This window comes from Microcoleus sp. Z1_A1, from assembly GCF_036700305.1.
In the GTDB taxonomy this organism is placed as follows: domain Bacteria; phylum Cyanobacteriota; class Cyanobacteriia; order Cyanobacteriales; family Microcoleaceae; genus Microcoleus.
The window spans coordinates 1-19,795 of the sequence record NZ_JAUBOR010000072.1 but is presented as its reverse complement, the minus strand read 5'-3'; the positions used below and the strand labels follow the sequence as shown (position 1 = coordinate 19,795).

Below are 19,795 nucleotides of genomic sequence, written 5' to 3'. Positions count from 1 at the left end.
TTTAGGGGGATCTAGACTTTCGGATCAAGCAGAGAGACAGTGGGTTTTAGGCCGAAACTCGATCCCCCCTAGCCCCCTTCTTAAGGGGGGGACAAGAGTTTTCACTAATTTAGGAATTACGCATTTTAGGCCGAAACTCGATCCCCCCTAGCCCCCCTTAAGAAGGGGGGGACAAGAGTTTTAACTTAAAGTGGGTGTTTTTATTGAGTTGTTTAGAATCGATCGCCCAATTGTGTTTGTATGTTTTCTCCGCTGGGTTTTTGAGATTTTCGAGCCGCCCTAAGTCTTTCTGGAAACGGAAAGTTTCAAGGCGAAATTTGCCCCTGTTTTAAGGAAGCATGGAAGTATTGAAGTATTTTGTGAAGAAGCTTTAGTGATATTTGTTTGGGCTTTAGGCTTTAATCCAAATTTCACCTTGGTGTTCATATTATCAGAAATTAGAAAAAAAGCAAGTGTAAATTCTAACTATTTTAGGAATTACGCATTTTTTACCTGTCATTGCGTGGGAAACGAGCGTGTAGCGGATGTTTCTGGTTGAGGCGGGGATTGCTATCCAAAAAAGGTTACACAAACTTTACGATCGCAAATAGAACTTGGGTGTATGATAATCGTGTGAAGAAGCAAAAATCATAGAAGTTAAGCATTAACAAAGTATTTGTCCGATCGCCCGCCTGACCGTTAGCTAAGCGCGGCAGATGTAAAGCGATCGCCAATTCAGAAATTTTGTTAAGTTTGCGTAAATTCTCAAATAAACAGAAATTTTTGACGATTATTGAAAAATCCTTGTCAACAAAGGATTTTGGTTGAATGTCTGAAGGCATTTAATTAAGTTCTTGCGATCGAATTCATATTAATCAGGGTGCAAAAGTTATGGGCTGGCTAAATTTTGGTGGCAAAAAACGCAAACAGGCTCAAGGTTTTGGTAATTCCAAGCCAGCGAAAAGCCGGAAACGGCCAAAAACTTTTATATTAGAAAAAATTGTGACTCCGAGTGCGGGGGTGGGGGGTTTGCTGCAAGATTTCGACGCGCTGCATCAGTTATTGGGTGCTTTGTCGCTGTCTGATTTAGATTTACCTAATTTCTTCGCTGATAGCGGTGTTTGCCCGATCGACCCGAACGGAGCACCAACTAACAATTTACCGCCGCTGATTGATTTTGACCCGCTGGGTCTGTACCATGATGGGATTGCCACTCAAACTCCTTACAATCCGGGCGGTGCGTTTGAGACTTTGCCGGTTGCTGTAATTCCTGTCGATCCGCATTCGCCGAATCCTAACAATCCGAATGCAATCCGTCAATTGCTAGATTCTCCTTTGGCTTCTCAGCCGTTGGTGGCGAGTATTGATACTGGTGTGAGTGCGGATAGTCCTTATTTGAATTACGCGAATATTAAGAAGGGCCGCGATTATGTGGGCGGGGATGACAATCCGTTGCTGAAGCCTGGGGAAGGTAGCGAGCACGGTACTTTTATGTTGGGGATTATTGATGCGATTAATAAGACTGCGCCGAAGTGGGTGGGAAGGGCGATCGATTCTGGGAGATGGGCTGATTCTTTGGTAGAGTTTGTGGATGCTGCGAAGGCTTCTGGACAGAAAAATGCGATCGCGAATCTCAGTTTGGATTTGACTCAGAAGAATGCTGACGGGATTGTGGAAACGCGCTATGAGTTGACTCCGCCAGAAAGAAGTGCGATCGAATATGCGCGGCAAAATGGGGTAATGCTGGTAGTGGCGGCGGGTAATGACGGCGGTGTGATGTCGGTTTTGGGTCAAGCTTCGCAGGAATTTGACAATATTTTTACTGTTGGGGCTGGGGATATTAACGGGCGATCGAACTATTCTAGTTATGGCCGCGGTTTGGATATTTTGGCGGATGGGGGCACAACTGAACACCCCGGTTTATCGACTGTGGGAAATGATTTGGGCACGATGGCGGGGACTTCGGTGGCGACTGCTAAAGTTGCGGGGGCGGCTTCTTTGGTTTGGGCGGCAAATCCTGCTTTGAACTATCGCCAAGTGATGGAGATTTTGAAGTCTACGGCGAGGGATTTGGGGCCGTCTGGGTGGGATGATGAGACGGGTTTTGGGTTTTTGAATACGTTGGCGGCGGTGGATTTGGCGAAGAAGACGATGCCGGAAGTTTATAATCCTACAGCTTTCTTGAAACCGACGACTTGGGGCGGTGAGGGGCTTGTCACGCCGACTGAACGGGCTGTCAATATTATCAATGAAAACTTTACTGCTTGGGTGGTTTCATCGAATGGGATTACTCTTCGCAATAGTCCGAATACGAGCGATCGAAGTAATTTTGTTGTTAAGACTGGTGATACGCTAACTTTTGACGGCTGGACTTACGGCGAACAGCTTAGCGATTTGACGACAAAGGAACCGGATGCTTTGTGGTATCGCTTCCGATATAACGGCGGTACTTATTGGGTGCCGAGTGCTTGGACAGGTGGCTATCCTGGAAGTAAGCCGTCTTTACTTCCGCCGACACAGCAACCCCCACAACAACCTCCACAGCAACCAACTGCTAATACGGTGTACCTGTCTACCAGTAGCGGACAGATATTGCAGGTTAATACGGCGACGGGTGCACAAAATCCAATCTATCAAGGCCGCGCTTTTACTGATTTGGCGGTTGCTCCGAATGGCAAACTTTACGGCTGTACTTTCTATGATGGTTTGTATGAGATTAATCCCTCTACGGGTGCGGAACGATATGTCGGGCCGTTGGCGGGGGGGACTCTCAATTCTCTGACTTTCTCGACCGATGGCCGACTCTACGGGGCCGATCAGGGAAATGGCAATTTGTTTCAGATTTCGCCTGATAATGGTCAGATGAATTTGATTGGCAATTTGGGCGGGCCTAGCAGTGGAGATTTGGTTTTCAACGGGGCTAATGAGATTTTAGCAACGGTTAGCAGTCCTAATACTTCGTTGAACGATCGCCTAGTTGCTGTCAATTTGGCGACGGGTAATTCGCGCTATATAGGCGATTTGGGTTTGCTGGAAGTGTATGGTTTGAGCTGGGAGAATGGCCAACTGACAGCTTATACTTCCGATCGCCGGAAACTAGCAATTGACCCGAACACGGCTAGAGTGACTGTTGTCGGTACAGTCTCTAGCAACGGTCTGATCTGGGGAGCGGCAACAAAGCCTGCAATTGCATCGAGTCCTACAGATGATGTGCGTCAGAAGTTCTTGTATGCTGCTAGCCAGTATCCGCAAGTGGGGGCTGCTATTACTGGTATGCAGGATCAGGGTGGTGGTGTTTTCCGTCAGGAGTTTGAACGGGCGATTATGATCTGGAATGGTCAGCAAGTGACTGTTTATGAGACAAAAGGGCGATCGGTTTCGCCAACTTCCCCGTCTCCCAATCCTCAGCCTGTTAATAATAATAAAAAGCCTGTGTTTCAAACCCAGCCACCCAAGACTTTACCTGGAGTTTACTTTGCCAATAGCATTAATAGTTCAGGCTCCAGCCATGCTTCTAGTAGCAGCAGTTCGAGCAATAGTTTTAGTGGTAATATTTCCTCTAACTCTACTTCGAGTTCTGCTAATGCTTCCAGTGCTAGCAACATTTCAGAAAGCACAGGTAATAACAATTGGTACAACTCCTTTAGTGATGGGTACAACTCCTTTAGTGATGTGGGTCATTTTATTCTGGGTGGTGCAGGTTTCTTTCCAGGTTTGGGTGCTATTCCAGATGGGATTGACACTGTTTGGTACGGAATTGAAGGGTTGTTTGGTAAAGAAGGAGCCTGGGAAAATGCTGCTTTATCAGGCATGGCTATTTTTCCTTTTGTTGGTGATGCTGCTGCTTTAGTTGGTAAAGGTGGAAAGTATATCAACAAAGCTGGTAAGGTTGTCATCGATCTGGCTTCCGTTCCAAGCCATGCACGGAGAGTCAAAAATTATGATTCGTTCAAAGTGTTAGAAAATGGTCGCATTCGTTACTATGGGAAGTTCATGCCAGCAAAAACTCCTGGAAAAACAGCGGGAGCTCGCACAGTTACTGAAGTTGATTCTGCGACTGGTAAACCAATCCGGACTTGGCATGAAAGCTATGATGCCCAAAATCGAGTGACTATTATTCATCCAAAAACACCTGAAGATATAGGACATATCAAAATCGATCCTAAAACTGGAAAGGAGATTGAAAGATGGCCGTAGAATCTGAACAAATGATTATAGATTTTAAGGATCTGTTAGAGCGAGAAGCAAGTAGCAAGTTGACCAGTAAATCTATGGCAACTTGGTCTGACGAAAAATACTGGTTCTTAATGGAAGGAGGAGGTAAAGATGATGAAACTACTGAAGCAGATTTTCTACGAGATATTCTTTCTGACGTGACAGCACAATGGGAGTGCCTTATAAGCAATATTCACGAAGAATCTGGTGTAGAAGCTGTTGCGTCAGCCAAATTTCCTGAAGAGTGGATTGTTGAATGGCTGTCTAGGGTAAAACAGTTTTTAAAACCTGTTGAGTCTGCAAATGGGACTCCTCAATCCTAAATGCGATTTATTTATTTCTGTTTATCAAAACAGGGCGATCAATCTCCTCAACTCAACGTCTGCCCGATCGCCCTTTTGGTTACGAATATTTTTGCAGGGAAGCGCGATCGCCCTTCATCTATACCAGATGCCAAACCTGCGATCGCCCTTTTGGAATAAGTCAAAAAGGGCGATCGCCCTTAATTCCTGTTTCTCAACTAAGGGCGATCGTCCTTTACCTCAAGCAATTGCAAAATCAGTCAACTTCCGGTCTTCATAATGGTAAAAAGCCAGCACAATATCTTTTTGAAAAACCCCTCTATCCAGCAAATCCTGAGTCACCCCCTCCTCAGTTTCATCTCGTTCTATCCAGATTTTGCCCTCTAAAACTCGCAGATGCAGGATAGTGCTGTGAACTCGCCGATCGCCATTCCATCCAAAACTAACCAGCAAATAATGGTCGCGATCGATATCGTAAACTGCCGACATATCGCTCTGCCCTAAACTAGGTTTGTATCGGGCATATTCGTCGATTACTTCTCGCGCGATCGATCGATACTGAGTCAACTTTTCCATAATACAATCTCCTCTAAGTCAGGATTGAAAACAATCAAAGGGAATTGTCGTTCTTTAACAAATTCCTGAATCGACGGACGCTGAAAAAAGTTTTCATAAGTGCGTTTCGGAATGGCAAGGTATAGAGTACGATCGGGCTCCAGCCGCGCCATAAAACTCGAATACAGATAGTATTGTCCAACGGCTCGTTCGAGATCGGTCACTGGGGAAGGACTGATAAATACCTTCACCTCAACAGCAATTTTTCGCTCACTCCTCTCGGCGGCAATTAATTTTTCGGCTCCTAGATCCGCGTAAACAGTCAAGTCTTCAAATCTAATAGTGAAAGGATCGTGAGTAATTGTCCAGCCGTCTTTAATGAGAGCAGCTTTAACGACATTATGGTAGATATCTAGGCGTGGCATAAACTAGCTCAAAACACCCCTATAATCTAGTATACACTGGTGCAATAGTGCAATACAAACTGAATATCTCGCCATCGCCCTTTACCAGCTAGATTTTACGAGCGTGGATTCAGCTATCATCAGAATTAGAAAGCCTGATCATTCAAGCCGTTAACCCACCCTATAACGTGAAAATTCCAGCGAGGGACTAATTCTATGCAAACTCAGCCTATTATCACCGAACATCTGTCACCGGAATTAGCACAAATCTTTCTAGAAGGATTACCCAAAACCATTCGTGAAGCACTATCCCTGCGCGCTAAAACAATGAATTATCCAGTTTGGGCAGTAATTGAAATGGCGATCGCAGGTTATCTCGATGAAGAGGCTTTATCCTTTGTCGATTGCAAGCCCAAAATCGACTAGCGATCGTACAGTGCGATCGCCTCGATCGCATCGGGCCACCCATTCAACTCTCCTCCCTTCATGTCCCCCCCTTAAGAAGGGGGGCGCCAGGGTGAAGAAGCCTCAAAAATCACCCTCAATCAAACCCAACAACTCCCCACAAACCCCCTCAAAACTCTGCAACACCTCAACATTCGTAAACCTGACAACCTTCAATCCATACCCCTCTAAAATCCCGGTTCTTTCTGCATCATATAGTTTCCCTTGTTCCGTAAAATGACTCTCCCCATCAATCTCAATTACTAACAGTAAAGCCGCACAATAAAAGTCTACAATAAAATTGTCGATCGCCCTTTTGGCATCGAAAGGGCGATCGCTCAGAAGAATCGGGCATTATTTCTCAGCGAGCAACATGATGAATAGATTCAATATATCGCTCAATTTCCTCCTCTGTGCAACTAATTCCATTCTGCAAAAGTTCATATTCACTGATATCTATCTCATCATTCCAAACCAGTGCATAACCACCAGGTTCAACTGTAAAATTTCTGAAAAACACAGGATTACTTAAGGTCATAAACATCGGATTCTCTAATAACTTAGAGATGTCGTATTTTTTAAATTCTAGATTGGTAAACTTAACCATCAATGTGCGATCGTCAATAGCTTTAGCAGAAACAATGCGTTCAGGTTTCATAAACAGATCGGAGTTATTTTAATGGTGGAAGTTTACTAAATTCTTGGCTATTCCACATATCCAGCAGTTCTTTCTGGTACAACGTAGCCCATTCTATTACCAGCTTTTGGGCCCGATTCGGTAAATCTCCTTCTATAATTTCTCGCATACTCAATACCGATCAAAGCGTTGTACTCACCGTAAACTGCGTGAAAATGAGGAGGTGGGTGATCCCCAAAGAAAATTTTGATGATTATTCCGTAAAATCGTGCAACTTCTGGCATAAAGGTTCTTTAAAGAATGATACGAGGACTATTATAGCCGAGCCAAGGAGACAATATTAGTTTATCCCAAACCATGTCTACTCGACAACTAGAGCGAGATCCCTTTTTGGCTGGGAAAGGTCGATCGCTCTTTTAGTATGGAAAGGTCGAGATCCCTTTATTTCTATTTCTCAATGCGCGGGCGATCGCCTTTTTCTATCGACCACAGTCAAGAGCGATTCCCTACGGGATAGCTTCGCTTCACACATTTTTGTAATAAAATACGATACAGTAGAAGTATTGTCCAACCCTTGCCCCCATCCGAGGTAACAATGCAAATCACCTTGAGCCAAGAGCAAACCCAAGTCCTTGAAGCTTTAGTAAAGCACGGTCAATATCCCTCCCTTGAAGAAGCAATTAACACAGCCTTGCTGTTATTAATCGATGATGTTACTTTATCCGATGACGGCAACAGCCCAAACTATTTAGCGTGGGTACAAGAAACAGGGAAGAAAATCGATATAGCACGAGAACAAGCACAACGGGGTGAGTTGCTCAATGCAGACGATGTATTAGCTCAACTTAGAGATAAAGTCAAAAAAGCCAGAGAATTAAGAGCATGAATCGCTTGCTTATTACGATCGAAGCGAGTCGAGATTTATCCGAAATTTCCGATTACTTTTTGGCGCAAAGTGTGGATGCGGGAGAGCGCTTTGTGGAAGGATTTGGTAAAAAATGTCAGCAGATTGCACAGTTTCCATATTTGGGGCGATCGTATTCACAATTTTCTCCCAGTTTACGTGGTGTGCCATTGATGGGATACATCATTTTTTATCAAATAGTTGGTGATGGTATTGAGATTTGGCGCGTTATTAGTGGTTATCGTAACTTGCAGGATGTTTTCAATACTGATTGAGTAAAAGCAATACGATCGCTCTTGTGTCTGGGAAGGTCGATCGCTCTTTTTGGCATAGAAAGGTCGATCGCTCTTTTGGGAATGGAAAGGGATATTGAAAAATACTTAAACTACCTGATTGCCAATCAAGATTTTTTCCAGCAGACAACATCCACAATTTGCGGGATGGTGGAAATCGAACAGGTGGAATTGAACCGGGAGCAGCAAGAGAGGGAACGTCAGCGCGATCGCGAACAAATGAATTATACAAGCAAAAGGAACAAGAGCAGGAAGAGCGCGATCGAGAACAAATGGAAATCGACAGCAATAACGAAGACAAATAAACAAAAAACCGGGTTTCTGATCAAACCCGGCTACTAGGAGTACAAGCGATATTAACACTGCTCAAACCTCAATTCTTTAATAACTTCATCCCCATTTTCACTTTGTCCAAAATCGTCTTTTGTGAGACACAAGTAATCAGACAAAGCTTGCCGCAATTCAAAGTATCGCGGCGGACTTCTTGAGCTTTTTCGCCGTACCAAATCTCGCGGGCACTGGCGTTTTTCACATTACCAATCACCGGAAACTCATCGCACAATTTCACATCGCCGCGCGTATCAATCCAGTAATTTCGCAGTCCAACGCGACAAGGACGAGTTGAATCAGGAGCTTTTTCTTCGGCAAAGTGAGGAATCATCAATCGCAACACTTCATCGCTGTTCATAATCGGAGCGCCGTTCTTCTTCATTTCAATTAGCCGCTCGATTACTTGTGCAAATTCCTCCATGTCTTCTTTTTCAATCCACAATTCCTCGTAGGTTTCTGGCGTCCAGCGGTTGACCGGTTGGAAGTTCACCGTCGTCGCCCCAATTCCCTGAGCCCAGGTGACTATTTCCGGGAGGTGGCGGAAATTCAGTCGGTTCATTGTCGGTTTGACGTTGATGGGAAACAGGACGTTCTGTTTTTCTTGTTCTTCGCGCAGATAACCGATTCCTTTAGAAAGTCTGTCGAACAATCCCGGTTGACCCCGCAAATAATCGTGCAGTTCTGCATTCGGCCCGTCAACGGACATATTCACATTAAAAGGACGAGCAGCGACAGTTTTGGCTGCGTTTTCCCTGGTCATGCAATAGCCGTTGGTGGTGACGCCGGCGTGAATGCCATTTTTATTCGCAAAGGCAAGTAAGTCTAGAAAACCTTTTTTAATATAAGGTTCGCCGCCACTAAAGTTGATTGAAAATTCGCCCACAAATTCTTTGACGCTCAAGAGGGCATTTTGCCATTCTTCGATCGTCATTTCGTCTTTATATTCTTTGAGCCGCCAATACTCGCACTGCCGGCATTTTACATTGCAGCGCTCGTTGACAATCCCGTAAAAAGTGACTGGGCTTGTCACGTCGTATCCTGTATTGATCCGCAGCGATTCGGCTACTGCACTCTTGGTGTGCTTGACGCCCAGTCTCGATAATGTTAAAGCATCCATGTCTTTTTTTCCTTACGTGTTGTTAGCTAGGTCAATTCCTCGATCCCTTTTTTGTGCGTATAATTACGCATTACTGATTACGTATTCCTTTTGAGTACGTATGCCCCATCCTAAGTGTTCCGTTTGGGTATGGCTAGATGTTTGTCAAATATTTATAATATTAAGGCTTGTAACATATTAGTATTTTTAATCACTAAGTCGATATTTTCTGTGAAAAAATGAAGTTGGCTTAAAAATTGCCAAAGTATATGAGCTTAAGATTGACTTTGATTAATAATTGTAATTTGTGTTTAAAATTGGTTAAATAACTTAACACTTTTTCTCAGTAGAACTACTTAAGTAAGCAGTATCAATAATTTATTGTTATAGTCAAATGAGCAGCCTGTACAGCAGCTAACTTCACACAAGCTTTACAATATGGGAATTTAAGTATTTACCCGGCAAAAAATGGCGACAAACATGGGACGATATTTGCACGTACTGAAATTGTTCTGGGGTGCGGCGATCGCAGCGGAACTAGAATACCGAATCAACTTTGTCCTCGCGGCCATCAGCAGCCTCGGAAATCTTGCGGGCAGCTTGTTTGGGCTATTTTTGTTCTATCGTACTGGCTACACGTTTTCGGGTTGGAAATGGGAAGAGGCCTTAGTTGTACTCGGCATTTTCACGATTTTGCAGGGGTTTTCGTCAACGTTTCTAGCACCTAATCTCAGCCGTATTGTCGATCGAGTCCAGCAAGGTACTCTCGATTTCGTACTCCTCAAACCCATCAGTTCCCAATTCTGGCTATCTGCAAACACAGTTTCGCCTTGGGGAATCCCAGATTTAATCTTGGGCACCGTATTGTTGCTGTATGCTGCCAACAAATTGGGAGTAGCAATCGGCAACTATTTTTTAACAGCAATACCGCTGTTCTTCGGAACTATTACTCTTTACAGTATATGGTTTATGTTAGGGGCAACCAGCATTTGGTTTGTGAAAATTTACAATGTTACCGAAGTTCTCGAAGGATTGTTAGAAGCGGGTAGATTTCCCATGGCAGCTTATCCTGCTGCTTATCGATTTTTCTTCACTTTCGTAGTTCCCGTTGCCTTCTTGACGACTGTGCCAGCAGAAGCCATGCTGGGGAGAGGTGAAATCGTTTGGATCGCAGGGGCGGGAATATTGGCGATCGGGCTGTTATTGTTCTCCCGCTACTTCTGGCAATTTGCACTCCGCTTTTACACCAGCGCTTCCAGCTAGTTAAGCTGGTAGGTAAGCAGCAGCACATCTAGAGTGTCTATTAGGTTTGAGAGGGAGAGGATTTGACACGGGGGAATAGGGAATTGAAATATAAATTTTCCAGGCAAAACAGCTTATCTAAAAAATATTTGTTTCTATTTACTTAGATAGTTAAATAAATGTAAGATTTCAACTTATCCTGGAAATGTAAACTGGAACTAAACCACGCAAACGAAGGGAAACCAATGAAAAGAAAAAAACTGGGTAACAGTAATTTTACTATCAGCGCGATCGGTCTTGGAGGTATGCCAATGTCCTTAAGCGGCAGGCCGCCCGAAGATCAATCAATTGCGGTAATCCACCGCGCCCTCGATTTGGGTGTCACCCTTATTGACACCGCAGATTCCTACTGCCAAGATCAATCCGACAAACACCACAACGAGCACCTGATTGCCAAAGCTTTGGAACAGTATAGCGGAGATGTTAGGGCCGTTACTGTTGCCACTAAAGGCGGCTTAATGCGGCCTCAAGGTGCTTGGACGCGGAACGGCAACCCCCACCATTTACGCAAGACAATTCGCGAAAGTTTTGAAGCATTGGGCGGCAAGGAACCGATCGACCTTTGGCAATATCACTCACCCGATCCCGCTTATACCATCGAGGAAGCCCTAGCACCTGCAAAAGAAGCAGTAGAAGCAGGAATGATTCGATTTATTGGAGTTTCCAACTTTTCTGTAGAGCAGATCAAACGTGCCCGCGATACAGTAGAAATTGTCTCCGTGCAGAATCAATATAATCCTTGGCACAGACAGCCCGAATCAGACGGCGTTCTGGAATATTGCGAAACAGAAAAACTGACATTTTTTCCCTGGAGTCCTTTAGGAGGAAGCCGCCGCGCCACAAGCTTGCAAGATATGCCCGCGATCGCCAAATTAGCCGCAGAAAAAAACGTTTCTGTTTACTGTATAGTATTAGCTTGGTTGATGGCAAAATCGCCCTGCATAGTTCCGATTCCCGGTGCGACCAAAGTATCGAGTATTGAGGACTCTGTGCAGGCGCTCGAAGTTAAATTGACTGACGAGGAATTGCAACAAATTGCCGTAAGTTAAGTAGGTAAGGGCAAAAAAAACAATAGAACAGGCAAGATGCCTGTTCCACAAAGAGAACTTAATTGTGGGGTGGGTTGAAAAACCCGCCCCTGAAAGTGGGATTTAATGAGTAAAGTTGACATTTTTTGAGGAATTGAATTTAATGGAAGCTAATCAAGTGAATGCCGATCGAGATGTAGCAATTGAACATCAAAACGTACCTGTCGCCCATGAAGGACTCCACAACTTTTTATACAGTTCCGACTCAGAACACAGCGCAGCAGCCGCTATTTCTGAATTAGAAAATGACGGCACGCAAGTAATGTCGATCGATACGTGGCGCGATTTGGCAACTAACGCGAAAGTCGCCGGCGTTTACGCTGTAATGGATATTTCCCGCAATACTCAGTTTATCGGTTATTCGCGAAATATCCTGCTTTCAATCAACGGTCACATCGCCCAAAACGGCGTCGAAAATTGCGCTTTCCTGCGCGTGCAAACTTTCAAATTCCCGAAGCGGGAAGAAATGGAAAGTTTGCGGGATGCTTGGATAGCAGAAATTGGCAGCCTTCCACCTGGAAACGGTGCTGAAAGCGAAATGTGGGCGGCTACGGTAGGCCAAGCAGCGCGCGCTGCTATGTCTGCTGAGGAACAAAAAGCTTATGAGGAAAAGAAACTGAAATTGCGGAAAGCAATGGCAGATTCCACTCTTACCAAAGAGTTAGAAACAGCAGCCAAAAATGACGGCGAACAGGCTAAGGATTTGGAAGCGGCTGTTAACAATGATGATTGGAGTGCGGTGATTCACTCGCAAACCCAGGAAACAAAGTCCGGCGAATAACATTCGCGAAAATACCCAGATTGGTAGGGGCGGGTTCGCCAAAGTTTATATCATCAAATAGCAGAATTAAGCAACCCGCCCCACCCATCCGAGATACCGACAAACCTTTTCCGCAATCAGAATTTATTGGTTGGGTGGGGCCGGGTTTATTAATATTTGGGAGGGAATTAAAAATTGTTGGTGAACCCGCCCCTACAAAATTAATGACTAACTTTTCGTTCAGTAACTAAAGTCAAACTTACCCATTCACCCCGCTCATCGTAACTGCGAATCATCCGAAACCGCAAGTCAGTTTCTACCAACCAACCAGCCTCGAAAAATATAGGTTTTCTGGATTCAATCTTGACAGGGAGAGTGCAAGAACCGCCGTCAGGAAGCAGCACAACTTGCACCGACGAAGCACCTTCGTTAAAATTTAATACAGAACCGTCAATGGTGGCGCTAGAACTGATAACAGTACCATTACTGCCAAAAGTAATTTTTTGAATTAGGCGATCGCCACTTTCCAAATGCAATTGTAAATTGGTAGAATAGGAATCAGGAGAACGCGAATCTGGATACATTGTCACGGCCTCGCCCTGCCACTCTCCCAGCAAAGCCTCAACAGTTAAAGGCGGACGTTCGGGGACATTTTTATCAAGCTGCTTTTCCCGAATTAAGGTAAGTGTTGATAAATAGCCGTCGGTATTGTAGAGCTGAACGAAGCGCAACCGGCGATAATTGTAGATAAAACCAAACTCGGCACCGCACTCAGAATAAGGCGCTAGTTGAATAGTTCCCTGACAAAAAGCTCCATTCTCAAAAAACAAGATATCCCGTCCCAAACCCTGATATTCTCGAACAAGTTCGTTCACTTCCGGTTCGCCGACACCGCTGGGATTTGGGGAAAACCGACGGAGTTTCAATCGCACATTTTTGTTGTCATTGAAACCTTCGAGAGAAATAATGCTAGGAGTATCTTGAAGTACCTCTCCTCGCGTTGATAGCTGAGTGAAGGAACCGTGCCATTCTCCCAAGTTTTGCAGAAAGTTTTCCCACTGCGCTACCATATTCTTACCTTTGGATATATGTCTAAAAATAGAATTATAACTCTACTGACGGATTTTGGATTAAGCGATGTTTATGTGGGAGTGATGAAAGGTACGATCGCCCAAATTAACCCCCAACTCAAAGTTATTGACATTACGCACCAAATACCATCTCAAAATATTGCGGCCGCGAGGTTTTGTTTGATGACTGCTTTTGCTTATTTTCCGCCGGAAACCGTACACGTTGCTGTCGTCGATCCGGGTGTGGGAAGCAAGAGACGCCCGGTTGCGATTAAATGTGCTAATTGCTGGCTTGTCGGGCCGGATAACGGGTTGTTTAGCGGGGTGTTGAGTCGGGAAAGTGCGATCGCATCTGTCGAGCTCACCAACCCCAAATACTGGCGATCGCCTCAACCCAGCAGCACTTTTCACGGTCGCGATATTTTTGCAGCAGCGGGCGCTCACTTGGCCAACGGGGTGGCTTTGGAAGACTTGGGAGAGGCGATCGACCCTGCGAGTTTAGTGCAGTTAGAGATACCAAATTGTGCCGTTACAGCCACAGGTATAGAAGGCTGCATTCAATATGTCGATCGCTTCGGCAACCTAATTACTAATATCCCGAATAATTGCATTATAGGTAACAATTGGTCATTGACAATTAGCAATAGTTCTGATGCAATTCGCATCCCCAGCGGTAAAACCTACAGCGACAGCGAACCGGGCGATTTAATTGCCATAACTGGTTCTGACGGTTGGGTAGAAATTGCCGTTAATGGCGGCAGCGCTCAATCAGTATTAAAATTGGAATGCGGAGCGATCGTGCAATTGCTTTTTGACACAAACAATTAAAACCATCTTTTTCAGTTTCTCTCTGCTGGAAATTGGTTCGTGTAGAAGCGATTTCAATATACTGTTTAATATCTGAATAAGAATTTGACTATTTAGCCAAATTAACAACAATAATTATTAACTTCAAAAAGGAGCCTATTTTGAGGTAAAATCACTCCTGATGCTTCCTCAGTTAACAATTGGTTGTATATTGTATCCGCTTCCCCAAAAGATTCTTGAGGCAAAAATCTAAATATTGATGCAGCAACATATTGTTTTTCTTTTTCACAGCTTATCCAGTTTCTTGATAATTGTTCTGCTGCATAACCCGTAGTATTAGAACCCGAAAAAATATCTACTACCAAGTCTCCCGGTTCAGTAAGAAAATTTATAAAAAATGACGGTAATCTTTGGGGAAAACGTGCCGGATGCGCCTTAACATTAAACTCTTTGCACCAACGCAAGTATTGAGAATTACTTTCCGAATTAGAAATTTCTAGCAAATTAGATGGAATAGCACCTCCATTATCTTTGGAAAATCGATCGCTAATATTGTGACCGGAAGGACGTTCTTTGGGCGTGTAAAATTCATCAGCATTTTTCAAAAGTTTTTTCATTCTCTCAGAATACTCTACTTTGACTTTAGTAATATTCGCTTGAGGTTGATTGGTTTTGGAAAGCCACCAAACAGTATTCACAGAATCTTTTGCCCGGATTTTCTTTTTATTCACCCACTCTATAGGAGATGGAAGTTTTGAAGGATTAAACCAGAAAAATTCCTGAGCAAGTTTAAATTCATATTCGTCACATAATCTAATAAGTACCCGGTAATTATACAGCGACCGTACAGGTATTCCTTTCTGATAAGCACCTCCAAGGTCTATAACAAAACTTCCAGTATCCTTAAGAACTCTTTTAATTTCAGGAGCAAAGCCCAGCAGCCAATCAACATATAAATCTTGATCTTCATTTCCATAACTCTTTTGGCGTTGCAATGCAAAAGGAGGGGATGTAATCACCAAATCTACAGAATTGCTAGCAAGACTATTCAGGAGATGAAGAGAATCTCCCAAATAAGATTGACCGTATTGGGTGGTGTAAATTGGGGCGGGCAAAATGTTACTCATGCTTAATTTAGATTAGTTTAAGGTACAACAGACACAGCCTACTGTCATTATATCAAAATCCGTACTCTCAGTCTTACTAAATCCGTACTTTCAGTACGTTGTTTTGTGTGTAAATTCTTCGTACCATTCAAAAAACGAACTTTCAGTTCGTTTTTATGAATTGTGAGGGGTATGAATTACAAAGAAGCCAGACAACAATTTGCGGCCAAGGTAAGTCAGTTACGCAGAGAAAAAAGGATGACACAGGACGAGTTAGCAGAACTCATAGACAAGACTACTGACTATATCAGCTTATTGGAACGCGGTGAAAGATCGCCATCCTTTGAAGTTATTTTCGCTCTAGCTGAAGCGCTCGATGTACCCGCTACTTATTTAATCAGTTTTAGCCAAAGCGGCGAGAGTACAGCTCTCATTAGCACCCTAATAGCTGAACCAGTTTCTCCGTCAGTTGTAGAGCCTGTTGAAGAGGCTGTTACCACGGAAGCAGAACGCATTTCAGATGCTAAACGGCTAGAAAATGCTATGAAAAGCATCCAAGAATTGCAAAATCTGGCTAGTGAATATGGTATTGCGGATATTTTTCAAGATAACGGGGGAAAGACTTTACAGTTATTAATCCTTTTAGGGTTGCGGATATCACCTGGACGTGAAGGAAACGATGCTATTGATGCTGAAGGAAAAGAATACGAACTTAAAACAATAAATATTGCTCTCAATAGAAGCGGTGGGGTCACTACTCACCATCATTTGAATGAAATTATACTTAACAAGTATCGCAGAGTAGAAGCTTGGTATATTGGACTGTATGAAGGCATAACTCTCAAAGAGATTTATAAACTTACACCGGAAATGCTGGAACCTAAATTTAAAGAATGGGAAGAAAAGGTGAGGCTAAGAAACGAGCCGCTAAACAATCCTAAAATTCCCTTAAAGCTAGTAAAAAAAGGGCAACTTGTCTACTCTTACAGTAAATAATAGTTGCCCGATAGTGTTTAAAGGGGATTAGGTTGTGTTTGTCTAGAAACGATACGTTGCCTACAGGTAGCGACTTTTACACTCAAGCTACCACGAAATTCACCAACTTTCCAGGCACCACAATTACCTTTTTAATCTCCTTACCTTCCAGGTGACGCTTAGCCAATTCCGACTCGCGAGCAAACTTTTCCAAAGCAGCTTTATCCGCACCTGAAGGCACTTGAATTGTGCCGCGAGTCTTGCCCATAACTTGAATTACCAGCGTAATTTCATCGGTAACTAATGCAGATGGATCGACAGTCGGCCAAGTTTGCGTATGCACCGATTCACTGTTACCAGTATTGTGCCACAATTCATCAGCAATATGCGGCGCAAAAGGCGCTAACAAGCGAATCAAAGTGTTAATTCCTTCTGCATAAATTGGCGAATCTTTACATTTAGCATCATTCAAAGCATTGCTGAGTTTCATCATTTCCGAAACAGCAGTATTGAACTGATAATCGCCCTCCAAATCGTCGCTCACTTCCTTAATTGCAGTGTGAATCGCCCGCCGCAAATCCTTCTCAGGTTTACTTAAAACCTCTTTCTCCCCCCCTTCGCAAGGGGGGGCTGGGGGGGGTGAACCAAACTCTGTAACCACGCGCCAAACGCGATTTAAAAAGCGAAATTGCCCTTCCACATCAGCGTCGTCCCACTCCAAATCCTTCTCTGGGGGCGCTTTGAATAAAATAAACATCCGCGCTGTATCTACCCCATATTTGCCCATAACTTGCAAGGGGTCAACGCCATTGTATTTTGATTTGGACATCTTCTCGTAGAAGACTTCCAAAGCTTCGCCAGTTTGAGGATCTTTGGGATTGGCGGGGTCTATATCTGCTGGGGGAACGTATTTGCCAGTAACAGGATTTTTATAGGCCATTGCTTGCACCATGCCCTGAGTTAACAGGCGTTTAAATGGTTCGTCACAATTGATCAAACCCCGATCGCGCAAAACCTTGGTAAAGAACCGCGAATACAGCAAGTGCAAGATTGCGTGTTCGATGCCGCCGACATATTGGTCTACTGGCATCCAATCATTTGTCTTCGCAGTATCGAAGATTTGCTCTTGATTTTGAGCATCGGGATAGCGCAAGAAATACCACGAAGAATCGATAAAAGTATCCATCGTATCTGTTTCCCGCTTCGCCGCAGTGCCGCAACTCGGACAAGGAACGTTTACCCATTCTTCCATCTTTGCCAAGGGCGAACCTTTGCCAGTAAATTGTACATTTTCCGGCAACAATACTGGCAAATCCGATGCGGGTACGGGGACTGTTCCGCAGGTGGGACAGTGAATTACGGGAATTGGAGCGCCCCAATAACGCTGTCTAGAAATTAACCAATCTCTCAATCGGTATTGGATGCGGGCTTTGCCATAACCGGAATTTTCGGCATGGTGAATAATCGCTGCTTTGCCTTTAATTGAATCCATGCCGTTGAAGCTTTCGGAATTAATCATAATTCCTGGTTCGGTGTAAGCTTCGGTCAATGGCAGCTCATCATCATCCACAATTACTACTTTAATTGGCAGTTGATATTGATTGGCAAATTTGAAATCTCGCGTGTCGTGGGCTGGTACTCCCATGACTGCGCCGGTGCCGTATTCGTACAGCACATAATCGGCTATCCAAATGGGAATTTCTTCGCCGTTGAAAGGATTGATTGCTTTGCCGCCTGTGGGGATGCCACGCTTTGGTTTGTCTTCGGCTGTGCGATCGATCTCGCTTTGGGCGGCGACTTCTTTGATGAAGGTTTCTACGGCCGCTTTTCTGTCTGCGGTTGTCACGCGCTGAGTTAGTGGATGTTCCGGCGCTAAAACAACGTAACTGACGCCGTAAACTGTATCGGGACGTGTGGTGAAAACGGCGATTTTTTCATCCATGCCGACAATCGGAAATTCTAAGTAAGCGCCGACTGATTTGCCGATCCAGTTGGCTTGCATTAATTTGACTCTTTCTGGCCAATCTGGCAATTTGTCTAAGTCGTTTAATAACTGTTCGGCGTAATCGGTAATTTTGAGGAACCACTGCCGCAATAATTTGCGCTCGACTTTGGCACCGGAACGCCAGGAACGACCTTCGTTATCTACTTGTTCGTTTGCTAAGACTGTTTGATCTATGGGGTCCCAATTAACTGCCGCTTCTTTTTGATATGCTAATCCTGCTTCTAAAAATTGTAAGAAAATCCATTGAGTCCACCGATAATAATCGGGAGAACAAGTTGTAACTTCTTTTGTCCAATCAAAGGAGATGCCGAGACGGCGAAATAAGCCTTTCATTTGGGCAATATTTTCATACGTCCATTTTGCCGGGGGAATTCCGCGCTCGATGGCGGCATTTTCTGCGGGTAAACCAAAAGCGTCCCATCCCATCGGATTCAATACCCGATAACCTTGCATTCGCTTGAGTCTGGCAATTACATCAATAATTGTGTAGTTGCGGACGTGGCCCATGTGCAGGTTTCCCGACGGGTAGGGGAACATGGATAAGGCATAAAATTTAGGCTTTTGGGTATCTTCTGGCATCTGGTCTAAGTTTTGCTCAGCCCATGTCTGCTGCCATTTTTCTTCTATGGATTGGGGGTTATATCTGGAATCCACAACAATTGCTCCGTGTAGGCTTTAGTAATGTTTGCTTCAGTATTTTTACACATTCAAGGGGCTTCGATTCTGATTTTTCTGAGCGCCAAGGATTTTGGCTCGAATATCTGTATTATATATTGTAGTATAGGTAATTTGAGCTGGGGGGCGATCGACCAAATATCCCGGTTCGCCCTGAAAAGAATAAGCCTTACGCACGGGCGGTCAGAAACCGGGTTTTTACCTGAGAATAATTCGTTACAGTCGGCAAAAACCGCAAAAACCCGGTTTCTTTGGTCTTGATGCGTAAGTCATAAAAGAATAAATAACCGCAATCCCCAGAAACCCGATTTCTGAGATAAATCGGGTTTCTTAGCATTTATTCGGGCTTAAATGCTATCTGGGTCGATGTTCAATTCGCGCAGTTTAGCGGCTAAACGATCAGACTTTTGCTCTGCTTGTTCGGCTCTTTGAGCTTCTTGTTCGGCTCTTTGAGCTTCTTGTTGAGCCCTTTGATCTGCTTGTTGAGCCCTTTGATCTGCTTGTTGAGCCCTTTGATCTGCTTGTTGTAGGCGCTGGCGAGCTAATGCCCGCTGTTCTTCTAATTCTGCATAGGAAAGAAACTTTTCTCCATCAGGCCGATAAATTTCTAAGCCATCTTCTCCCAACTCAAATCGCACACCTAATCTCGGACTTATCCATCCCTCCATCGGCTCAATTACTTCTAAGATTCCCTCAATTCTTTGCCAGCCTTCTAATTCATTTCTTTCGGGATCGTAAACGTAATACTCCTCAACTCCATGACGCTGGTAAAATAGACCTCTTGCAAAAAAGATATATGTTATAATCAGAAGTTTTAATTTTAATCGGCTAGAGCTAACTCATGATTG

At 44.1% G+C, this 19,795-nt stretch carries 22 protein-coding genes and 1 pseudogene; 11 read left to right on the top strand and 12 right to left on the bottom strand.

The genetic code is table 11. The features are described 5' to 3' along the window. Positions 1–563 precede the first annotated feature (563 nt). A complete protein-coding gene (locus QT973_RS25730; protein WP_333260786.1) occupies positions 564–821 on the bottom strand; it encodes a hypothetical protein in 258 nt (85 codons plus the stop codon). Between the two features lie 49 nt (positions 822–870). On the opposite strand from QT973_RS25730, the gene QT973_RS25725 reads away from it, so the two are divergent. Continuing rightward, positions 871–4,176 (top strand): S8 family serine peptidase, encoded by a 3,306-nt coding sequence (locus QT973_RS25725; RefSeq protein ID WP_333392488.1) that lies wholly within the window; start codon positions 871–873, stop codon positions 4,174–4,176. Then, positions 4,167–4,517 (top strand): hypothetical protein, encoded by a 351-nt coding sequence (locus QT973_RS25720; protein WP_333392487.1) that lies wholly within the window; start codon positions 4,167–4,169, stop codon positions 4,515–4,517. Before QT973_RS25725 ends, QT973_RS25720 begins: the two co-directional genes overlap by 10 nt. Before the next feature lie 219 nt (positions 4,518–4,736). Here the strand turns inward: QT973_RS25720 and QT973_RS25715 are convergent, their stop codons facing one another. Both QT973_RS25715 and QT973_RS25710 read right to left on the bottom strand, forming a co-directional pair. After that, a complete protein-coding gene (locus tag QT973_RS25715; RefSeq protein ID WP_333260790.1) occupies positions 4,737–5,072 on the bottom strand; it encodes a XisI protein in 336 nt (111 codons plus the stop codon). Next, positions 5,060–5,476: an element excision factor XisH family protein gene (locus QT973_RS25710; protein ID WP_096829196.1), complete on the bottom strand. Its 417-nt coding sequence runs from the start codon at positions 5,474–5,476 to the stop codon at positions 5,060–5,062. The genes QT973_RS25715 and QT973_RS25710 overlap by 13 nt, the downstream gene beginning before the upstream one ends. 195 nt (positions 5,477–5,671) lie before the next feature. On the opposite strand from QT973_RS25710, the gene QT973_RS25705 reads away from it, so the two are divergent. Further along, positions 5,672–5,881 carry a hypothetical protein gene (locus QT973_RS25705; protein WP_293330773.1) on the top strand — a complete coding sequence of 70 codons (210 nt, stop codon included), beginning with the start codon at positions 5,672–5,674 and terminating at the stop codon, positions 5,879–5,881. 102 nt (positions 5,882–5,983) lie between these two features. Here the strand turns inward: QT973_RS25705 and QT973_RS25700 are convergent, their stop codons facing one another. From QT973_RS25700 to QT973_RS27130, 4 genes and pseudogenes are all read right to left on the bottom strand, one after another. Beyond that, positions 5,984–6,241: an endonuclease domain-containing protein gene (locus tag QT973_RS25700; RefSeq protein ID WP_333210744.1), complete on the bottom strand. Its 258-nt coding sequence runs from the start codon at positions 6,239–6,241 to the stop codon at positions 5,984–5,986. 19 nt (positions 6,242–6,260) lie between these two features. After that, positions 6,261–6,557 (bottom strand): DUF2442 domain-containing protein, encoded by a 297-nt coding sequence (locus QT973_RS25695; RefSeq protein ID WP_333210733.1) that lies wholly within the window; start codon positions 6,555–6,557, stop codon positions 6,261–6,263. A gap of 13 nt (positions 6,558–6,570) precedes the next feature. After that, complete coding sequence (locus tag QT973_RS27135; protein WP_333291193.1) at positions 6,571–6,705, bottom strand: DUF4160 domain-containing protein; 135 nt, start codon at positions 6,703–6,705, stop codon at positions 6,571–6,573. Between the two features lie 13 nt (positions 6,706–6,718). Beyond that, positions 6,719–6,820: pseudogene (locus tag QT973_RS27130) on the bottom strand (DUF4160 domain-containing protein); the annotation flags it as partial. A 311-nt stretch (positions 6,821–7,131) separates the two neighbouring features. On the opposite strand from QT973_RS27130, the gene QT973_RS25685 reads away from it, so the two are divergent. The 3 genes from QT973_RS25685 to QT973_RS25675 are packed head-to-tail and all read left to right on the top strand — an operon-like array spanning position 7,132 to position 8,075. Then, positions 7,132–7,422 (top strand): hypothetical protein, encoded by a 291-nt coding sequence (locus QT973_RS25685; RefSeq protein ID WP_333210729.1) that lies wholly within the window; start codon positions 7,132–7,134, stop codon positions 7,420–7,422. After that, positions 7,419–7,715: a type II toxin-antitoxin system RelE/ParE family toxin gene (locus QT973_RS25680; RefSeq protein ID WP_333210727.1), complete on the top strand. Its 297-nt coding sequence runs from the start codon at positions 7,419–7,421 to the stop codon at positions 7,713–7,715. Before QT973_RS25685 ends, QT973_RS25680 begins: the two co-directional genes overlap by 4 nt. Positions 7,716–7,736: 21 nt before the next feature. After that, on the top strand, positions 7,737–8,075 hold the full coding sequence (locus QT973_RS25675; RefSeq protein ID WP_333210724.1) for a hypothetical protein: 339 nt from the start codon (positions 7,737–7,739) through the stop codon (positions 8,073–8,075). 31 nt (positions 8,076–8,106) lie between these two features. On the opposite strand, the gene QT973_RS25670 is transcribed toward QT973_RS25675, so the two are convergent. Continuing rightward, the gene (locus tag QT973_RS25670) at positions 8,107–9,180 is read right to left on the bottom strand and encodes a radical SAM protein (RefSeq protein WP_333055632.1); all 1,074 of its coding nucleotides are present in this window, start codon (positions 9,178–9,180) and stop codon (positions 8,107–8,109) included. Between the two features lie 447 nt (positions 9,181–9,627). On the opposite strand from QT973_RS25670, the gene QT973_RS25665 reads away from it, so the two are divergent. From QT973_RS25665 to QT973_RS25655, 3 genes are all read left to right on the top strand, one after another. Beyond that, a complete protein-coding gene (locus QT973_RS25665) occupies positions 9,628–10,422 on the top strand; it encodes an ABC transporter permease (protein WP_445242994.1) in 795 nt (264 codons plus the stop codon). A gap of 224 nt (positions 10,423–10,646) precedes the next feature. Next, positions 10,647–11,510 (top strand): aldo/keto reductase, encoded by an 864-nt coding sequence (locus QT973_RS25660; protein ID WP_333055631.1) that lies wholly within the window; start codon positions 10,647–10,649, stop codon positions 11,508–11,510. A gap of 142 nt (positions 11,511–11,652) precedes the next feature. Continuing rightward, positions 11,653–12,330 (top strand): GIY-YIG nuclease family protein, encoded by a 678-nt coding sequence (locus QT973_RS25655; RefSeq protein ID WP_333055630.1) that lies wholly within the window; start codon positions 11,653–11,655, stop codon positions 12,328–12,330. A 200-nt stretch (positions 12,331–12,530) separates the two neighbouring features. Here the strand turns inward: QT973_RS25655 and QT973_RS25650 are convergent, their stop codons facing one another. After that, positions 12,531–13,379 carry a DUF3598 family protein gene (locus QT973_RS25650; protein ID WP_333392483.1) on the bottom strand — a complete coding sequence of 283 codons (849 nt, stop codon included), beginning with the start codon at positions 13,377–13,379 and terminating at the stop codon, positions 12,531–12,533. 18 nt (positions 13,380–13,397) lie between these two features. On the opposite strand from QT973_RS25650, the gene QT973_RS25645 reads away from it, so the two are divergent. Continuing rightward, a complete protein-coding gene (locus QT973_RS25645) occupies positions 13,398–14,207 on the top strand; it encodes an SAM-dependent chlorinase/fluorinase (protein ID WP_333372716.1) in 810 nt (269 codons plus the stop codon). Positions 14,208–14,308: 101 nt separating this feature from the next. On the opposite strand, the gene QT973_RS25640 is transcribed toward QT973_RS25645, so the two are convergent. Beyond that, positions 14,309–15,313 (bottom strand): site-specific DNA-methyltransferase, encoded by a 1,005-nt coding sequence (locus QT973_RS25640; protein WP_333055627.1) that lies wholly within the window; start codon positions 15,311–15,313, stop codon positions 14,309–14,311. Positions 15,314–15,484: 171 nt separating this feature from the next. On the opposite strand from QT973_RS25640, the gene QT973_RS25635 reads away from it, so the two are divergent. After that, positions 15,485–16,288, top strand: a complete 804-nt coding sequence (locus QT973_RS25635) for a helix-turn-helix domain-containing protein (protein ID WP_333055626.1) — start codon at positions 15,485–15,487, stop codon at positions 16,286–16,288. 82 nt (positions 16,289–16,370) lie between these two features. On the opposite strand, the gene leuS is transcribed toward QT973_RS25635, so the two are convergent. Both leuS and QT973_RS25625 read right to left on the bottom strand, forming a co-directional pair. Next, positions 16,371–18,926 carry a leucine--tRNA ligase gene (leuS, locus tag QT973_RS25630; protein WP_333372712.1) on the bottom strand — a complete coding sequence of 852 codons (2,556 nt, stop codon included), beginning with the start codon at positions 18,924–18,926 and terminating at the stop codon, positions 16,371–16,373. 368 nt (positions 18,927–19,294) lie between these two features. Then, positions 19,295–19,615, bottom strand: coding sequence for a hypothetical protein (locus QT973_RS25625; protein WP_333392481.1), 321 nt, complete (start codon positions 19,613–19,615; stop codon positions 19,295–19,297). Between the last annotated feature and the right edge of the window lie 180 nt (positions 19,616–19,795).

Excerpts from the sequence above, each read along its gene's own strand:
- QT973_RS25660 (WP_333055631.1), top strand. The coding sequence starts at position 10,647 with ATGAAAAGAAAAAAACTGGGTAACAGTAATTTTACTATCAGCGCGATC.
- QT973_RS25665 (WP_445242994.1), top strand. The coding sequence starts at position 9,628 with ATGGCGACAAACATGGGACGATATTTGCACGTACTGAAATTGTTCTGG.
- QT973_RS25705 (WP_293330773.1), top strand. The coding sequence starts at position 5,672 with ATGCAAACTCAGCCTATTATCACCGAACATCTGTCACCGGAATTAGCA.
- QT973_RS25680 (WP_333210727.1), top strand. The coding sequence starts at position 7,419 with ATGAATCGCTTGCTTATTACGATCGAAGCGAGTCGAGATTTATCCGAA.
- QT973_RS25730 (WP_333260786.1), bottom strand. The coding sequence starts at position 821 with ATGCCTTCAGACATTCAACCAAAATCCTTTGTTGACAAGGATTTTTCA.
- QT973_RS25625 (WP_333392481.1), bottom strand. The coding sequence starts at position 19,615 with ATGGAGGGATGGATAAGTCCGAGATTAGGTGTGCGATTTGAGTTGGGA.
- QT973_RS25645 (WP_333372716.1), top strand. The coding sequence starts at position 13,398 with ATGTCTAAAAATAGAATTATAACTCTACTGACGGATTTTGGATTAAGC.
- QT973_RS25685 (WP_333210729.1), top strand. The coding sequence starts at position 7,132 with ATGCAAATCACCTTGAGCCAAGAGCAAACCCAAGTCCTTGAAGCTTTA.
- QT973_RS25640 (WP_333055627.1), bottom strand. The coding sequence starts at position 15,313 with ATGAGTAACATTTTGCCCGCCCCAATTTACACCACCCAATACGGTCAA.
- QT973_RS25715 (WP_333260790.1), bottom strand. The coding sequence starts at position 5,072 with ATGGAAAAGTTGACTCAGTATCGATCGATCGCGCGAGAAGTAATCGAC.
- QT973_RS25635 (WP_333055626.1), top strand. The coding sequence starts at position 15,485 with ATGAATTACAAAGAAGCCAGACAACAATTTGCGGCCAAGGTAAGTCAG.
- QT973_RS27135 (WP_333291193.1), bottom strand. The coding sequence starts at position 6,705 with ATGCGAGAAATTATAGAAGGAGATTTACCGAATCGGGCCCAAAAGCTG.
- QT973_RS25710 (WP_096829196.1), bottom strand. The coding sequence starts at position 5,476 with ATGCCACGCCTAGATATCTACCATAATGTCGTTAAAGCTGCTCTCATT.
- QT973_RS25720 (WP_333392487.1), top strand. The coding sequence starts at position 4,167 with ATGGCCGTAGAATCTGAACAAATGATTATAGATTTTAAGGATCTGTTA.
- QT973_RS25655 (WP_333055630.1), top strand. The coding sequence starts at position 11,653 with ATGGAAGCTAATCAAGTGAATGCCGATCGAGATGTAGCAATTGAACAT.
- QT973_RS25695 (WP_333210733.1), bottom strand. The coding sequence starts at position 6,557 with ATGAAACCTGAACGCATTGTTTCTGCTAAAGCTATTGACGATCGCACA.
- QT973_RS25650 (WP_333392483.1), bottom strand. The coding sequence starts at position 13,379 with ATGGTAGCGCAGTGGGAAAACTTTCTGCAAAACTTGGGAGAATGGCAC.
- QT973_RS25670 (WP_333055632.1), bottom strand. The coding sequence starts at position 9,180 with ATGGATGCTTTAACATTATCGAGACTGGGCGTCAAGCACACCAAGAGT.
- QT973_RS25725 (WP_333392488.1), top strand. The coding sequence starts at position 871 with ATGGGCTGGCTAAATTTTGGTGGCAAAAAACGCAAACAGGCTCAAGGT.